14 protein-coding genes are annotated in these 15588 nt (G+C 33.5%); 10 read left to right on the top strand and 4 right to left on the bottom strand.

Translation table 11 applies throughout. The annotated features are described in order from the left end of the window. Positions 1-102: 102 nt before the first annotated feature. The 8 genes from C8C87_RS04505 (at position 103) to ftsY (ending at position 5150) form a co-directional block, all read left to right on the top strand. The gene (locus tag C8C87_RS04505) at positions 103-879 is read left to right on the top strand and encodes a 3'-5' exonuclease (RefSeq protein ID WP_099715941.1); all 777 of its coding nucleotides are present in this window, start codon (positions 103-105) and stop codon (positions 877-879) included. A gap of 18 nt (positions 880-897) precedes the next feature. Beyond that, on the top strand, positions 898-1509 hold the full coding sequence (locus tag C8C87_RS04510; protein ID WP_121341503.1) for a fumarylacetoacetate hydrolase family protein: 612 nt from the start codon (positions 898-900) through the stop codon (positions 1507-1509). Continuing rightward, positions 1509-1853, top strand: a complete 345-nt coding sequence (locus C8C87_RS04515) for an Hpt domain-containing protein (RefSeq protein ID WP_099715939.1) — start codon at positions 1509-1511, stop codon at positions 1851-1853. The genes C8C87_RS04510 and C8C87_RS04515 overlap by 1 nt, the downstream gene beginning before the upstream one ends. A gap of 215 nt (positions 1854-2068) precedes the next feature. Beyond that, entirely contained in the window at positions 2069-3322 is a 1254-nt protein-coding gene (locus tag C8C87_RS04520; RefSeq protein WP_121341506.1) for a competence/damage-inducible protein A, read from the top strand. 72 nt (positions 3323-3394) lie between these two features. Then, a complete protein-coding gene (gene rpmB / locus C8C87_RS04525) occupies positions 3395-3631 on the top strand; it encodes a 50S ribosomal protein L28 (protein ID WP_024980263.1) in 237 nt (78 codons plus the stop codon). A gap of 27 nt (positions 3632-3658) precedes the next feature. Further along, positions 3659-3841, top strand: a complete 183-nt coding sequence (gene rpmG / locus C8C87_RS04530; protein WP_017495179.1) for a 50S ribosomal protein L33 — start codon at positions 3659-3661, stop codon at positions 3839-3841. Positions 3842-3915: 74 nt separating this feature from the next. Beyond that, complete coding sequence (locus tag C8C87_RS04535) at positions 3916-4068, top strand: DUF4295 domain-containing protein (protein ID WP_073370281.1); 153 nt, start codon at positions 3916-3918, stop codon at positions 4066-4068. Between the two features lie 128 nt (positions 4069-4196). Beyond that, positions 4197-5150 (top strand): signal recognition particle-docking protein FtsY, encoded by a 954-nt coding sequence (gene ftsY / locus C8C87_RS04540; RefSeq protein ID WP_121341508.1) that lies wholly within the window; start codon positions 4197-4199, stop codon positions 5148-5150. 187 nt (positions 5151-5337) lie between these two features. Here ftsY and C8C87_RS04545 read toward each other — a convergent pair whose 3' ends face one another. Then, positions 5338-6414, bottom strand: coding sequence for a serine hydrolase (locus C8C87_RS04545; protein WP_121341511.1), 1077 nt, complete (start codon positions 6412-6414; stop codon positions 5338-5340). 249 nt (positions 6415-6663) lie between these two features. Between C8C87_RS04545 and C8C87_RS04550 the strand changes: the two genes are divergently transcribed. Continuing rightward, complete coding sequence (locus tag C8C87_RS04550; protein ID WP_099716370.1) at positions 6664-7104, top strand: hypothetical protein; 441 nt, start codon at positions 6664-6666, stop codon at positions 7102-7104. After that, on the top strand, positions 7085-7381 hold the full coding sequence (locus C8C87_RS04555) for a DUF721 domain-containing protein (protein ID WP_099715934.1): 297 nt from the start codon (positions 7085-7087) through the stop codon (positions 7379-7381). The genes C8C87_RS04550 and C8C87_RS04555 overlap by 20 nt, the downstream gene beginning before the upstream one ends. Positions 7382-7520: 139 nt before the next feature. Here the strand turns inward: C8C87_RS04555 and C8C87_RS04560 are convergent, their stop codons facing one another. The 3 genes from C8C87_RS04560 to C8C87_RS04570 all read right to left on the bottom strand — a co-directional run bounded on the left by C8C87_RS04560 (position 7521) and on the right by C8C87_RS04570 (position 15557). Continuing rightward, positions 7521-7940, bottom strand: a complete 420-nt coding sequence (locus C8C87_RS04560) for a nucleoside-diphosphate kinase (RefSeq protein ID WP_091259031.1) — start codon at positions 7938-7940, stop codon at positions 7521-7523. An 86-nt stretch (positions 7941-8026) separates the two neighbouring features. Then, positions 8027-9616 carry a bacillithiol biosynthesis cysteine-adding enzyme BshC gene (gene bshC, locus C8C87_RS04565; protein ID WP_121341514.1) on the bottom strand — a complete coding sequence of 530 codons (1590 nt, stop codon included), beginning with the start codon at positions 9614-9616 and terminating at the stop codon, positions 8027-8029. Positions 9617-9701: 85 nt separating this feature from the next. Further along, positions 9702-15557, bottom strand: coding sequence for a T9SS type B sorting domain-containing protein (locus C8C87_RS04570; protein WP_121341516.1), 5856 nt, complete (start codon positions 15555-15557; stop codon positions 9702-9704). Between the last annotated feature and the right edge of the window lie 31 nt (positions 15558-15588).

Here is a 15588-nt window from a genome sequence, read left to right on the forward strand (position 1 = left end):
TTTAATTGCACAAAAAGACAAGAATTCTTGAAGAAATTATTTGGGGATAATTCGTCAAATTCGTGTTTAACCTATATATTTGTATCCACACAAAATTTAAAAATGGAACTCAAACTCAATAAACCAATTTGCTTTTTCGATCTTGAAACCACAGGAATTGATATCGGAAAAGATAGAATTGTAGAAATCTCAATATTCAAAGTTTTTCCAAACGGAAATAAAGAAAGCAAAACTTGGCTGGTTAATCCAACGATTCCAATTCCGCCACAAACAACAGCTGTTCATGGAATTACCGATGAAAAAGTGGCAAATGAGCCTACTTTTAATGAACTGGCTGCGCAAGTTTATAATATGATTAAAGACAGTGATTTGGCTGGATTTAATTCAGATCGATTTGATATTCCGTTATTGGCAGAGGAAATGCTTCGTGCCGGAGTAGATTTTGACATGAAAAACAGGGTTTCAGTGGATGTACAGACCGTTTTTCATAAAATGGAAGAGCGAACTTTAAGCGCGGCGCATAAGTTTTATTGTGGAAAAACGCTTGAAAATGCACATTCTGCAGAAGCGGATACTATGGCGACTTACGAAATTTTGAAAGCTCAACTGGATCGTTATCCGGAATTGGAAAACGATATGAAATCATTATCGGAATTTACCACAAGAAAGAAAATCGCTGATTTTGCTGGAATGATTGCTTTTGATAAGGATGATGAAGAGATTTTTACTTTTGGAAAACACAAAGGAGTGAAAGTGGATAAAATTCTGGAAACAGAACCCGGTTATTTCAGTTGGATACAAAATGCGGATTTTCCGTTGTATACCAAGAAAGTTTTAACGGCAATAAAACTTCGAAAACTGAATAATAAATTAAGCTAATTTTTGAATCAATAAGAAATGAAAATAATCTGCATTGGTAGAAATTACACCAATCATATAGAAGAATTACACAACGAAAGACCAACAGAACCTGTTGTTTTTATGAAGCCGGATTCGGCCGTTTTATTAAAGCAGCATCCATTTGTGATTCCGGAATTTTCGGAGGATATTCATCACGAGATTGAGATTATTGTCAAAATAAATAAAGTTGGTAAATACATCGAGCCTAAGTTTGCGCATAAATATTATGACGAAATTAGTGTTGGAATTGACTTTACAGCACGTGATTTACAGGCGAAATTAAAAGCAAAAGGCTTGCCATGGGAAAAAGCAAAAGCATTTGACGGCTCGGCAGTTATAGGTGAATTTTTACCAAAAAATCAATTTAGTTCATTAGAAAATATTACTTTTGAATTAACCAACAACAATAAAACGGTACAAAAGGGTAATTCCAGTCATATGTTGTGGAAAATTGACGAACTAATTTCATACGTTTCTCAGTTTTTTACCTTAAAAATTGGAGATATTATTTTTACAGGAACTCCAGAAGGAGTGGCTGCTGTAAAGCCAGATGACGTTTTGGAAGGATTTTTAGAAGGACAACAACTCTTTAGAATACAAGTAAAATAATGGCTATAAACTACAACCTTTCAAAAGTGTACGCACTTTCAGACAACGATGCAGAATTTGTAAATGAAATTTTGACATTGTTTGTTACCGAAGTTCCAGATGATTTAGTACAAATCAAAGAAGGAATAAAAAAGAAAGACCATAAGCACGCTTATGCTTATGCGCACAAGATAAAACCTACGCTTGATTTAATGGGGTTAAACGTGGCTTTTGAGGAGATTCTTCAAATCGAAGCCTGGACCAAAGCCGAAGGTAAAAAGAAAGACATCAAAGAAACTTTTAAGAGCGTAAAAAACCAAGTTAATGACGCTATCAAAGAAATCAAAAAAGATTTCGATTTGTAATATTGGGGCGTGACCCGCTGAAAAAGGGGGTCGGGCTATCCGTTACAAACTAAGTTCACTGAACTCCTATGAAAATAATTATTAGGTAAAGTAATCTCTCTCGTTAAAAAACGAGAGAGGATTTTCACTATTATCACTCACGCAAAAAACGGAATGTGCTATTTTACACATTTCTTTTTTAAGATTGCAATCCCACAAAAAATATCACAAAAAAAATGAAAGCAACCATAGTTACCATTGGTGACGAAATTTTAATAGGCCAAATTGTCGATACAAATTCGGGTTTTATAGCCAAATCATTAGATAAAATTGGTGTTGAAATCAATGAAATGATTTCGATTAGTGATGATAAGAAACACATTTTAGATACGTTTGCAGTACTTCAAAACAAAGTCGATTTGGTGATTATAACTGGAGGTTTAGGGCCAACAAAAGATGATATTACCAAAAAAACATTTTGTGATTATTTTGAAGATGAATTGATTGTAGATCAAAAAGTGCTGGCCCATGTTACGCAACTTATAGAAGGTTTCTACAAGCGAACAATTACGCAGATCAATAAAGATCAGGCACTGGTTCCTTCAAAATGTACGGTGCTTCATAATCAAGTAGGTACTGCACCAGGAATGTGGATGAAAAAGGAAAACACTGTTTTTATTTCGCTTCCCGGAGTTCCTTATGAAATGAAGTATTTAGTGGAGCATGAAATTATCCCAAAAGTAGTTCGGGAATACAAACGCCCTTATATTATCCATAAAACAATTCTCACGTACGGACAAGGCGAAAGTATGGTGGCCGAACGAATAGAGGATTGGGAAAATAACCTTCCTGAATTTATTAAGTTGGCTTATTTGCCTGCACCGGGAAGAGTTCGTTTGCGTCTTTCGGCCCGTGGTACTGACAAAGAAAAATTAGAAGCCGCTCTCGAAGAAAATGTAAATTCGCTGGATGCGATAATCCATGATATTATCGTGGGTTTTGATGATGATGAAACCTTGGAAGTTGTAGTAGGAAAAATGCTTACAAAGCAAAATAAAACGATTTCCACTGCTGAGAGTTGTACCGGAGGTAAAATTGCAGCAGTATTGACATCGGTTTCCGGGGCTTCAAAGTATTTTAAAGGAGGTGTTGTCTCGTATGCAACTGCTGCTAAGATTGATGTTTTGGGTATTTCGGAAAGTCTCATAAAAGAACATTCTGTTGTGAGTAGAGCGGTAGTTTCGGAGATGGCTTTGAATATAAAAAACATGATGAAAACGGACTATGCAATTGCGACAACCGGAAACGCTGGACCATCAAAAGGAGACTCAAATGCAGAACTTGGAGCAGTTTTTATTGCATTGGCAACGCCAAGCGAAGTAATTGTTGAAGAATTTAATTTTGGTCAACCCCGTGAAAAAGTGATAGATAGAGCTGTAATTAAAAGTTTAGAGCTATTACAGAAAGAAATTTTAAAAAATGTGCAATAAATTTGTTGCTTAATAGGTTTATTTTTCTTTTCTTTGCACCCTGATTTTGAATAACGATAAAAGATAAGTATAATGTCAAGAGTTTGTGACCTTACAGGTAAAAGAGCGATGGTAGGAAATAACGTTTCTCACGCTATGAACAAAACTAAGAGAAAATTTTCTGTAAACTTAGTTAAAAAGCGTTTTTATCTTCCAGAAGAAGATAGATGGATTACTCTAAGAGTAGCTGCATCTACGATAAAAACAATTAATAAAAATGGAATCGCTGCAGTTTTGAAAAAAGCGCAGTCAGAAGGATTTATTAAATAATCCATTCCAAAATAAAAAAATAGCAAGATGGCAAAGAAAGGTAATAGAATCCAGGTAATTTTAGAATGTACTGAGCACAAGACTTCGGGTGTTGCAGGAACTTCAAGATACATAACAACAAAGAACAAAAAAAATACACCAGACAGATTAGAGATTAAAAAATTTAATCCAATCTTGAAACGTGTAACTGTTCACAAAGAAATTAAGTAATAATTAGAGATTTTGATGAAATCTTAAATGGTAACATTTGAAGATTTTATTTAAATTTAAATAACATTTGAATCATGGCAAAGAAAACCGTAGCATCGTTACAAACATCTTCTAAGAGATTATCAAAAGCCATCAAAATGGTGAAATCTCCAAAAACAGGTGCATATACATTCGTAGAATCTATTATGGCTCCTGAAGCTGTTGATGAATTCTTGAAAAAGAAATAATTAGCAATCACATTATATAGAAAAGCTACTTTCATTCGGAAGTAGCTTTTTTATTTTCTATATTTACCGTTAGAAAAACGTATTGGTTCTAAGGACTTAAATACTTCATTCTTAATACTATTTATACAATGAGTTTTTTCAAAAGAATATTTTCATCAGAGAAAAAAGAAACATTAGACAAAGGTCTTGAAAAATCAAAAACAAATTTCTTTTCGAAGTTAACCAAAGCTGTTGCCGGAAAGTCTAAAGTTGATGATGAAGTTTTAGATAATTTAGAGGAAATCCTTGTTGCCTCAGATGTTGGTGTAAATACGACATTAAAAATAATTACCAGAATCGAGAATCGTGTTGCATTAGATAAATACCTTGGTATAGAGGAACTCAATCAAATTCTTAGAGAAGAAATTGCAGCTTTATTATCAGAGACAAATACTGGTGAAGCTACTGAATTTGTAATTCCAGTTCAGACTAAGCCTTATGTTTTAATGGTGGTAGGAGTTAATGGAGTTGGGAAAACGACTACCATTGGTAAGTTAGCCTATCAGTTTAAAAAAGCAGGTTATAATGTGGTTCTTGGTGCTGCCGATACTTTTCGTGCCGCAGCCATCGATCAGTTGCAAATATGGGCGGATAGGGTAGGAGTTCCTATTGTTCGTCAGGATATGGGAAGTGATCCGGCTTCGGTAGCTTTTGATACCTTGCAGTCAGCAGTGGCGCAAAATGCCGATATTGTTATAATTGATACTGCAGGTCGTTTGCATAATAAAATTAATTTAATGAACGAATTGACCAAAGTAAAACGAGTGATGCAAAAAGTTGTTGGTGATGCACCACATGATGTATTATTAGTTTTGGATGGTTCAACCGGTCAAAACGCTTTTGAACAAGCGAAACAATTTACAGCGGCTACTGAGGTTACTTGTTTAGCTGTTACAAAACTAGACGGAACAGCAAAAGGCGGCGTTGTAATAGGAATCTCCGATCAATTTAAAATTCCTGTAAAATATATTGGTGTTGGAGAAGGAATTGAGGATCTTCAGGTTTTTAATAAGTATGAGTTTGTTGATAGTTTTTTTAAATAATAATTAGAATGGATTTTTCTTCTTTAAAAAATACACCTCCAATGTATCTTTATTTAGTGAGTATCATTTCTTTTATATTGGCAAATATTGTTCGAGATAAAAGTCTTGGTTTTTATTATTTTTTGTTGATAATAGGGTTGGTTTTCTTTGTTTTAGGTTTTATGAGACGTTTGAAAACCAAGTAAATCTATTGATACAAAGCACTAATTTTTTGCCATAACGTTTCATCAAAATCGGATAAAGCAAAAGTTGGATTATCTGGATTTGCAACATCTCCCATTCTGATAACCACCATTTTCTTGCTTGGAATGACATAGATTTTTTGGTCATTTTTGCCTAATGCCATATACATATCTGCTGGAGCTGTTGGTATTAAACTACCATTGAACTGCAGTTGACTTTGTGGTAAATGGTAACTTGTTTTTCCATTCAGCCACCATAAATAACCGTATCCCATATTTATGGTTTGTGAAGTATTTGTAGCTTCATTTAAATAGTTTTCATTCACTATGGCATTACTTTCCCATTTTCCTTTGTTGTAGATTAACAAACCAAAGCGTGCCATAGAACGAGTATTACTTCCATAAACAGAATTATTGCCTAACTGAAACCATGCTCCATCCATTCCTATTTTATCTTTCAGTTTAGTGTTGAAATAGACATTCCAGGTTTGACCGCTGGCTTGCGCAATCACATCCTGTAATTTCACATAGACATTATGGTACGCCCAACGCGTTCCTGCGTCAGCTTTGTATTTTAGGTTCACTGGATCAACATCATCCGTACTGTCATCTAATCCGGAAGTCATATTGAGTAGATGTTTGTTTGTAATCAAATTTTCTTTTGCTAAAGGCAGGCTAGTCCAGCCAGTTCCTATGTATTGTGAAACTTTATTGTTGATGTTAATCAGGTTTTCTTGTTGTGCAATTCCCGTTACAGTTGATGTTAGTGTTTTACCGGCACTTGCCCAATACCAAAAAGCATTGGCATCATGACCATTGAAATAACTTTCCATTACGATTCTTCCGTTGACAAGAATTATGAAAGATTTTGAATTTTTGAGTGCCAAATAATCCAATAATGGTTGCACGGCGGATTGCTTCCAACCTAAACTTGCAATAGATTTTGTTTCCCAAGTTGTACCTGTTAAAGGTGGAAAATAGATTGTTTCTTCAGGTGTAGGAGTGGGAGTTGGTTCCGTAGTTTCGGAACTGCAGCTACTGCAAAATATTAGGATGAGGAGACTGTAGATTATTTTTGACATCTTGCTACTGATTTGTTTCTAATTCCTTTAAGACCAAAAATATAGAAAATAGTTTAATGTGTTTCTGCTATTTTTGTTTTCTTTGAATTTAATAAGAGTAACTTTGTATTTAGAACAAGCGAGATTTAACCCGAATTGACTAGCCCTGATGGAAGCGGCATCCTTTTTCTTGCTATTCTGACGAAAGGAAGAATAGCAAGAAAAAGATATAGCGTACAGCAGGAATTAGCTCCTAAAAATAATAATTATATGAAAAACACACTTAGCATTTTTTTTATAGCATTCCTTTTTGTGGGATGTCAGCAAAAGATTAAGCCTGCAGACATTTCTAAAATAAACGGATATTGGGAAATTGAAAAAGTTGTTTTTGATGCTGGGAAAGACAAGGATTATGGCATGAATGAAAGTTATGATTTTTTCAAAATAAGCGACAATAAAGGGATTCGGAAGAAAGTGATGCCACAATTGGACGGAACTTTTTTGGTGAATGATGTATATGAAAACGTTGCGGTGCGATTTGCCGATGATAAAGTATTTTTGGATTATTCCACATCTTATATGAAATGGAGTGAGGAGTTAATTGCTTTGTCAGAGGAAGAATTAGTATTGCTGAACAAGGACAAAATGGAATATCATTATAAGAAAGCAACACCAATAAATTTACTGGGCGATGGCAAAAAGGCTGAATAATCAAAGTACGATAGGGGATGTTTTGAAACAAATTATCCAAGTGAATAAACTTCAACCCGGAATGGATCAAATTGATGTTAAAGATGCGTGGAAAAATCTTATGGGGAATGGCGTGAATAATTACACTAAAAATGTGGTTTTGAAAGGAAGCACTTTGTATGTGGAATTGAGCTCTTCAGTATTAAGAGAAGAATTAAGTCACGGCAGATCTAAAATTGTAGCTATGATTAATGAAGAACTGCGTCGTGATGTGGTGAAAGATGTGGTTTTGAGGTAGTGATTTTAGATTGTTGATTAACGATTTTAGATTTCAGATTTTTGATATAAAAAAATCCCGTTTCAATTTTGAAACGGGATTTTCTATTTATAGGATTTTCTAAATCTTAATTCAAAAATCGTTAATTTTCAATCATAAATTAAAATTGCTCTCTTCCAGCAAAATGGAAAGCACCTTCGATAGCTGCATTTTCATCGCTATCAGAACCGTGAACTGCATTTTCTCCGATAGAAGTTGCGTAAGCTTTACGGATAGTTCCTTCAGCAGCTTCAGCTGGGTTTGTAGCACCAATTAAAGTTCTGAAATCTTCAACAGCGTTATCTTTTTCTAAAATAGCAGCAACAATTGGTCCCCTTGACATGAATTCTACTAATTCACCGTAGAAAGGTCTTGCAGCGTGAACTTCATAAAATGCTTGAGCATCAGCAATAGTTAATTGCGTTAATTTCAAAGAAACGATTTTGAAACCTGCATTAGTAATCATTGCAAGTATGTTTCCGATGTGTCCGTTAGCAACAGCATCAGGCTTGATCATTGTAAATGTTCTATTAGTAGCCATTTTTTTGTTTTTTAAATTTTGTGCAAAAATAGTATTTTTTTATTGATTATTTTTACAAATTCGGCATTCAAATAACCGTAATCTGATTAAAGTACAATAATGTCGAATTTGTTGTCCAGTGGTTTGAGCTGTTCGATCAATGTTGGAATAATATTGTCGCCGTTTTCTAGGTAAAATTCTGAAAAATTAGTTTGACGTTCCTGTAAACTCTGGTTAGGAAATAATTCGTTTTGCAAGTCGGTAATGCGTTGTAAAATATCGCTTAACTTTCTTTTTTGTGCTTTCAGTAAGCGTTTCTCCAGATTTTCTAATCCTTTAATTTGTTTTACTTCCTGCGCTTTTACAGCTCCAATAAAAGATTCATCGGTTTTATTCGCCACTTCATAAAGGGCGATAAATTGTTTTTGCAATTGTTCTTTCAAATGCGTTAAATCGATTGGGAAATCCGAGAATTCTGTGGTTTTAGTATTTACTAAATCGGCTTGTTTTGAAAATAAATCTTTCCAACTCAAATTTAGTTTGTCTACTTTTTTAGCTTGTTTTTCGGTAGCCAATAGCACAGAGTTTCTAAGCAACAGCATTGGGAAAGTTATTTTTGCTGCAGCAAAAAAGGATTTTAGTTCTAACCAATATGCGATTTCTCCACCTCCGCCGATGTAGCATAGATTAGGGAGAATCACTTCTTGATACAACGGACGCATTATCACGTTAGGACTGAATTTTTCTGGATGATTTTCTAAAAGTGATAAAATTTCACTTTCAGAAAACTCAATTTTTGTATGATTTACTTTGTAGGTGTCGTTTTCAAAGATGATGCGTTCGCGTAAATTATCTTCGATATAAAACAAATTGATTTCACGAGGATTTACTTGAATCGTATAGTCTTTTAATTTTTCGGCAGTTTCCAATACCAATTTATGGGAGGATTGGTGAAGCAATTCTTCTTTTACAAAAGGAATGAAGTTGCGTTTCAAATCCTGATCATCTGCGTCCAAAATAACTAAACCATACGCACTAAAAAGTGCATTAGCCAAAAATCTAGTAGCATCGGCTAAATTATCATGATTAAGATAAGAATCTTCAAACAGTTTTTTGAGCGTATTTGCATTTGTACTGGAACCTAATTCCAGTGCGTATACTTCAAGGAAATCAGCTAAACCTTCAGTAGACAATCGGCCAACGGGACCTGTACTTTCTTTGTTCCAACGGAATTTTTTGCCTTTAAAATTAAAATAATTGATTTCTTCAAAATCATGATCTTCCGTTGCCATCCAATAAATTGGGACAAAATTTGAATCAGGATATTTCGATTTTAACTCAGTTGTCAAATTAATGGTCGAAATAATTTTGTACAAAAAATACAATGGTCCGCTGAATAAATTCAATTGATGACCAGTGGTAACGGTAAATGTGTCGGAATTGGCTAAAGCGGCAATATTTTGATTTGTTAAAGCCGAAGTTTCAACTGTAGCATATTGTTTTTGTAAAACAGAAACTAAAGTAGCTCTGGATGTATCATTAAAATTCGCTTTTTTCTCCTGAATTTGTGATCCAAAGTTTTGAAGATTTGGAAAATGATGGTATAAAGATTGAAGATTGCTTTTTTCCTCTAAATAATCATTCATTAAAGTAGAAAAATATCCTGAATTCTGATAGCTGATACAGTCGGTTGGCATGTTTTGAGTTTCTAAATTTGTCGCTAAAGTAAGAAAAAGTAAAGTTATGTTTTTTTGGTTTAAGATATGTTTAGGAAAATAGTAATTATCGCTTTAAAGTAAAATGACCTTTATATTCATTTCCATCAGTTCTGGTTGCAATAAACCAATAATCATCTGATGGCAGTTCGTGCCCATTCATAGTTCCGTTCCAAGCTCCATTTTGGATTAGTACTTTTAATAATTTTCCATAACGGTCAAATATTTTTACAGTCAAGTTGGTTTCCTGATCTGAAAATTTAATATTCCAAGTGTCATTAAAACCGTCGCCATTTGGCGTGAAATATTTTGGATACATTAATAAAAATACTTCATCAGTAGCTGTTCCACAACCATTTTTATCTCTGACATGTACAGTATATTCACCACTATATAATGTCGAAAATTGATTGCTATCCTGAAAATGAATACCGTCAATTGAATATTCGAAATCACCTTCACCTGATGCAAAAACGGTGATTATATTTTCATTATCAGTCCAGTCTTTAGTTTCAATAGCTGTAATTGTTGCAATATTTGATTTCTTTACTTCGAAATTCTTTGTGCTCGAACATGAAATTGTACTGTAATTATTGGTGACTGTTACTGAAAAATCACCGGGAGTAGATACCATTATGGATGGTGTTGTTGCTCCAGTTGACCATAAATAGCTGTCATAACCGGCATCTGCATGTATTATAATAGTATTGTTTTCGCAAATGGGTACAATGTCCTGAATTGAAATAATTGGTTTTGATAAAAGAGTTAGTTTTAATTCAGCAACGGCATAACAAGGCGTATTTGAGTTGATACGAACATAGATTTTGTTGTCACCTACGACTAAGTTGTAATTTGAAAAATTAGTGATTTGATTGGCAGCCAATTGATTTTCTGCCCCTGAACTAGTTGAATAATAAGAAAATGTATATCCTGAAACATCTGAAATTAGCTTCGAATTATAGTCTGATAAATTTACTTTTTCAGAACCATCATTCAAATCATCACAAAATAATTCTTCATAATTATTTGCCGGCAAAGTGTCTATTAAAGTGATTGTTACAGCTAATTTATTAGGACTTTCGCAGCTGTTTTCTGTTTGCGAAGCATAATATGTCCCACCATCTTGTAAAGGAGTTGAACTAGACAAAAGAACTCCAAGACTATTATACCATTTTATCGCAGTTCCTAAAACTACAATAGTATTTAAAGTTGGATTTTGACTGGAACAAAAAGTTTGATTTGAATTTCCTGTTGGAGCAGAAGTATTTTTAATGTTAATTAGGACAGGAATTCTTTCGCTTTCGCAGCCATTAATTGTCTGTGAGGCGTAATAAGTGATTCCGTTTTGTAATAAAGTTGTATTTGATAAAAGTGTTCCATTGGTCAAAGTATCATACCATTTTATGTTTTGTCCTGTAATTGAAATCTCATTTAAAGTTGCATTTTGTTGGATACAGAAGGTTTGAGGATTTGTTAATGTAGGTTTCGGAGTAAAATTTGTAAAAGGAATTATGGTAGCTTTGATTGCATCGGAAATACATCCATTAGTATTTTTGATTTTGATAAAATATTCTCCTGAATTTAAAAAAGTTGAAACTGCTAAAGTATTCCATGTGATACCATTATCAAAACTATATTCAGATGCTACAGTATTAATTGTAATTTTCCCTTTAGAATTATTACAATTTGGTTGAGTAATACTATAGGTTGGGATAGTAGGAAAGTCCGTAGGTAAATTTATTTGAATACTAACTGATTCTGATTCACAGCCTGCAGAATTCTTAATCTTAATCTTATATGGTCCGGAAGGTAAATTAGTAGCAGTAGCATTTGTTGTCCAACTTAATCCATTATCAAAACTATAAGCAAAGGCAACTGTTGTAATACTAATTGAACCAAAGGGATTCGTACAACTTATTGGTTGAGAAATGACATAATTTGGTATTTCTACTGCATCAAGAGGTGGATTGATAGTTACTTTAACAGATGGAGATGGGCATCCGGTAGAACTATTTTTAATTTTAATAAAATAGTCACCTGGATCTAAATCTGTAGCAGTAGGGCTAGATGACCATGTAAGTCCGTCATCAAAACTATATTGATTAGCATTAGTATTTACAGATATTTTTCCTTTGGACGAAGTACAGCTACTAGGCTGTTGGATTGAAATAATAGGTTTTTGAGCAGGCGGATTTACATTGTAAAGATAGACTGAACTGTAATTTGATTCGCATCCTAAATTGTTTTTTATTTTCAAATCATAAGATCCTGGTTGCAAATTATTAAAAGTTCCACTAGTATACCAAGTGATTCCGTTATCAATACTGTATTGAGCTGTAATTGTAGTTATGCTTATGGTGCCTAAAGATTGACAATTTGGCTGTGTTATAGAGTATAAAGGTGCATTTAGGAAAAATGGTGGAACATAAATGTTGATAGGATAGGATTCGCATCCTATTTCATTTTTAATAATAACTGCGTAAATGCCTGCCTCTAAATTTTGTGCTACAGGATTTGCACTCCAAGTAGCGCCATTATCAAAACTATAAAATGCTGACGGAGTGGTTATTGAAATGCTTCCTCCTGTTCCGCAAATAGGATTTGTTTTTGTATAGCTTGGATTTGGTAAATAATAATGATATAATGTTTCCACTCTCGACCAAGATTCACAGCCTAAGTTGTTTTTTACTTTAATTAAATAATTTCCAGCCGATAAATTTGAAGCAATATTGTATTGACTCCAAGTCATACCACCATCAAAACTATATTGATCAAAAATAGGATCTACTGTAATAGTTCCTCTGTTTCCAGATTCGCAAGTAGGTTGAGTAACTTGAATATTAAATCCCGTTAAATACTCCTCGGTGAAATGAACTGAATTGATAGTTTCCGAGATACAACCAAATTCATTTTTAATTTTAGGATAATAAAAACCATTAGGTAGATTAGTAGCTTTAGGGTTTGTCCCCCAAGTTTCTCCGCCATCAAAGCTGTAAAATGGTGCCGGTGTGGTAATTGTAATAGTTCCTCCTTTACCACAAGATGGATTAGTAACGATAAAATCAGCCTCTTTTATTTTAAAAGGCATTATTTCGGTAACTAGATTTCCTGACTCGCATCCTGCTGCATTTTTAATTTTTAGTTGATACTTAAATCCTACTGGAAGATTTAAAGCTGTAGAGTTAGTGCTCCAACTTAAACCACCATCAAAACTATATAAGGCGGCTGATGTCGTAATTGTAATACTTCCTGTAGCATTACTATCACAAGTTGTTGGTTGCACTATTGTATAAGCCAGATTATCAAGGAAATTTGGGTTAAGAACAAATCCATTCGCTGCACTTATACAGCCTGATTTGTTTTTAATCCTAAGAAAGCCACTTACGCTACCATTTGGATATTTAATGAGATTTGGATCTGTACTCCATGTTGCTCCATCATCAAAACTATAAAATGCAGCAGGAGTAGTTATGGTAACAAGTCCTGGAGTAGTGCAAGTAGGTTGTGTAGCGACAAATTCAGGAGCTTCTAGAAAATAAGTATTATTTATGGTAGCGGCAGTAAAATTTGATTCACAACCTAAAGAATTTTTTATTTTTAAGAAGTAAGTTCCATAATCTAAACCAGATTTTGTTGAGTTTGTACTCCACGTTACACCTCCATCAAAGCTGTAAGATGCAGCAGGAGTTGTAATCGAGATACTCCATTTTGATTCCGTTTCGCAATTTGGATCAATTATTTTAAATGTCGGATCATCAAGATAAAAAGGAGGTAAATAGGCATATTCAACATCGGATTCACAGCCTATTTCATTTTTAATTTTTATATTATAATAACCCGAAGCTAAATTAGATGCCGTTGGATTTGTTGTCCATGTTTCACCATTGTTAAAACTATAAAAAGCTGCAGCAGAAGTTATGGTAATGCTACCATTTGTAGCACATGATGCCTCTACTAGGGTGAATGTTGGTTTAGGTAAATAAAAATTAATTTTAACTTCAGAAACAAGAGATTCGCAACCCAATGCGTTTTGTGTTTTTAAGAAATAATTGCTAGGTTTTAAATTTGAAAAAATGGGTGTATTCTGCCACGTTTTTCCGTTATCTATACTGTATTTGTTTGAGGGTTTTAAAAAAGAAATAATTCCGGTTTCACTGCATGTAATTGGTTGATTAACTTTGAATTCAGGGTAAGAATTCACATACTCATTAAAATAAATTTGATATATATGAGGTTTAGATACACATCCATTTTCATTTTTAATTCTAATATTATAATAACCATTAGGTAAATTAGATGCAGTTGAATTAGTTGTCCAAGTTTCTCCATTGTCAAAACTATATTCGGATGCGGGTGTGGTAATGTTAATAGTTCCCCCTTCGTTGCAGGTAGGCTGCGATATAGTATAAGCTGGAGATTCAATATAGAACGGAAAGAGAAAGACACTTTGTGCAAAAGATTCGCATCCGCTACTATTTCTTATTTTTAGTAAATAATTTCCTGAAGGTAAATTTGTTTTGATAGCATTATTTTGCCAAGTGGTTCCATTATCAAAACTAAACTGCGATGCTGAGGTGGTTATAGTGATAGTTCCTCCTGAATTACAAGTTGGTTGAATAGTTGAAAATGCTGGTCTGTCTAGTAAGATTGGGGGATCAATTGTTACAATTGTAGGTGTAGAAATACAACCAGAACTGGTTCTTGTTTGAATATAATATTTTCCGTATTCTTTTGTGACAAAGTTGGCATCTGTTTGCCATACCAAATCTTTTGTACCATAATTGTCATCTGAAAGGAAAGCCAAACCTTTATCAAAACTATATTCTATTCCCGGTTCATTAACTTTAATATAACCATTTGTATCTTGACAAGAAGGTTGAACTACTGTTACAGAAGGATTGGGAATTGAATTATTTACAGTTATTTTTGAGCTTATGAAGCATTCATTTCCATCTGTAACTTTTACAGTATATTCCCCCAAATTTGTTTTAAGTGAAGGAATTGAATAAGATTTATTAGTTCCTCCGTTTATCGCTATCCCGTTTAAATACCATTGAAAAGTTGTTCCTAAATTCAGGGTTTTATTCAGGTTAGCAGTCAATATTAAATCATTATTACAGAAATTTCCACTCTGGATAATAGTAACACCAAAATTTTCAGAAGTATTTAATCTTAAATTATCATACAAGAAAGAAGGCTCATAATCAGTGTTAAATGATGGAGGTAATGTTTTCTCTGGTCCTATCATTATTGCGTTAATCTCAATATTTGGGATAAAACTAATTGTTATTTCTCCCCAAACAGTCTGTGGTTGGTATAAAACTTTTCCAATTTCAACCCAGGATTGGTCAAATGAACTTGGATCTGAATTGGTATATAATGGTAAATTATCTTTTTTATTACATCCATAAAGTGTTACATAAGTAGGTGCTAAAAAATTAAAATCAAAACGTTTACTTAAGTTGGTTGTTTCGATACTCATTAATGTAGCAATATTCAGTGTTAACTGATAGTTTACTCCAGTAAGTAATGGAGATGATAATTTAGTAGCGATATATTCTTTTTTATTGTTTTTATATACAGCTCTCACAATTCCTTTACCATCTGGAAAATTTTGAAGATTTTTGGTATAAATAGTATTAAAAACATTGCAGTCTTTGTTTATGTAGTCTGGGGATGGAATTGTTCCTTTTGTCCAAAGATTGATTGTCGGAATGTCATCATAACCTTGAGGACAATTTGTTTTTTCTTCAAAAGAAGGATTCGGAAGTAGCGAAGTTATTATAGAGTTATTGCAAATACAATCACTATCATTTAAGTCAATTTTTCCGTCACCATCATCGTCAATACCATTGTCACAATTTTCTTGTGCAGAGCAGAAAGCAGAAAATAATAAAAAAAGGAAGAGTAATTTTAGATTCATTTTTTTAATTTAAACAACCGTAAATGTAATT

This window comes from Flavobacterium sp. 120 (genome assembly GCF_003633605.1).
Taxonomy (GTDB): domain Bacteria; phylum Bacteroidota; class Bacteroidia; order Flavobacteriales; family Flavobacteriaceae; genus Flavobacterium; species Flavobacterium algoritolerans.

What these genes read in the sequence shown, in the direction of transcription:
- C8C87_RS04505 (WP_099715941.1), top strand. Translation starts at nt 103, where the DNA reads ATGGAACTCAAACTCAATAAACCAATTTGCTTTTTCGATCTTGAAACC.
- C8C87_RS04510 (WP_121341503.1), top strand. Translation starts at nt 898, where the DNA reads ATGAAAATAATCTGCATTGGTAGAAATTACACCAATCATATAGAAGAA.
- C8C87_RS04515 (WP_099715939.1), top strand. Translation starts at nt 1,509, where the DNA reads ATGGCTATAAACTACAACCTTTCAAAAGTGTACGCACTTTCAGACAAC.
- C8C87_RS04520 (WP_121341506.1), top strand. Translation starts at nt 2,069, where the DNA reads ATGAAAGCAACCATAGTTACCATTGGTGACGAAATTTTAATAGGCCAA.
- rpmB (WP_024980263.1), top strand. Translation starts at nt 3,395, where the DNA reads ATGTCAAGAGTTTGTGACCTTACAGGTAAAAGAGCGATGGTAGGAAAT.
- rpmG (WP_017495179.1), top strand. Translation starts at nt 3,659, where the DNA reads ATGGCAAAGAAAGGTAATAGAATCCAGGTAATTTTAGAATGTACTGAG.
- C8C87_RS04535 (WP_073370281.1), top strand. Translation starts at nt 3,916, where the DNA reads ATGGCAAAGAAAACCGTAGCATCGTTACAAACATCTTCTAAGAGATTA.
- ftsY (WP_121341508.1), top strand. Translation starts at nt 4,197, where the DNA reads ATGAGTTTTTTCAAAAGAATATTTTCATCAGAGAAAAAAGAAACATTA.
- C8C87_RS04545 (WP_121341511.1), bottom strand. Translation starts at nt 6,414, where the DNA reads ATGTCAAAAATAATCTACAGTCTCCTCATCCTAATATTTTGCAGTAGC.
- C8C87_RS04550 (WP_099716370.1), top strand. Translation starts at nt 6,664, where the DNA reads ATGAAAAACACACTTAGCATTTTTTTTATAGCATTCCTTTTTGTGGGA.
- C8C87_RS04555 (WP_099715934.1), top strand. Translation starts at nt 7,085, where the DNA reads ATGGCAAAAAGGCTGAATAATCAAAGTACGATAGGGGATGTTTTGAAA.
- C8C87_RS04560 (WP_091259031.1), bottom strand. Translation starts at nt 7,940, where the DNA reads ATGGCTACTAATAGAACATTTACAATGATCAAGCCTGATGCTGTTGCT.
- bshC (WP_121341514.1), bottom strand. Translation starts at nt 9,616, where the DNA reads ATGCCAACCGACTGTATCAGCTATCAGAATTCAGGATATTTTTCTACT.
- C8C87_RS04570 (WP_121341516.1), bottom strand. Translation starts at nt 15,557, where the DNA reads ATGAATCTAAAATTACTCTTCCTTTTTTTATTATTTTCTGCTTTCTGC.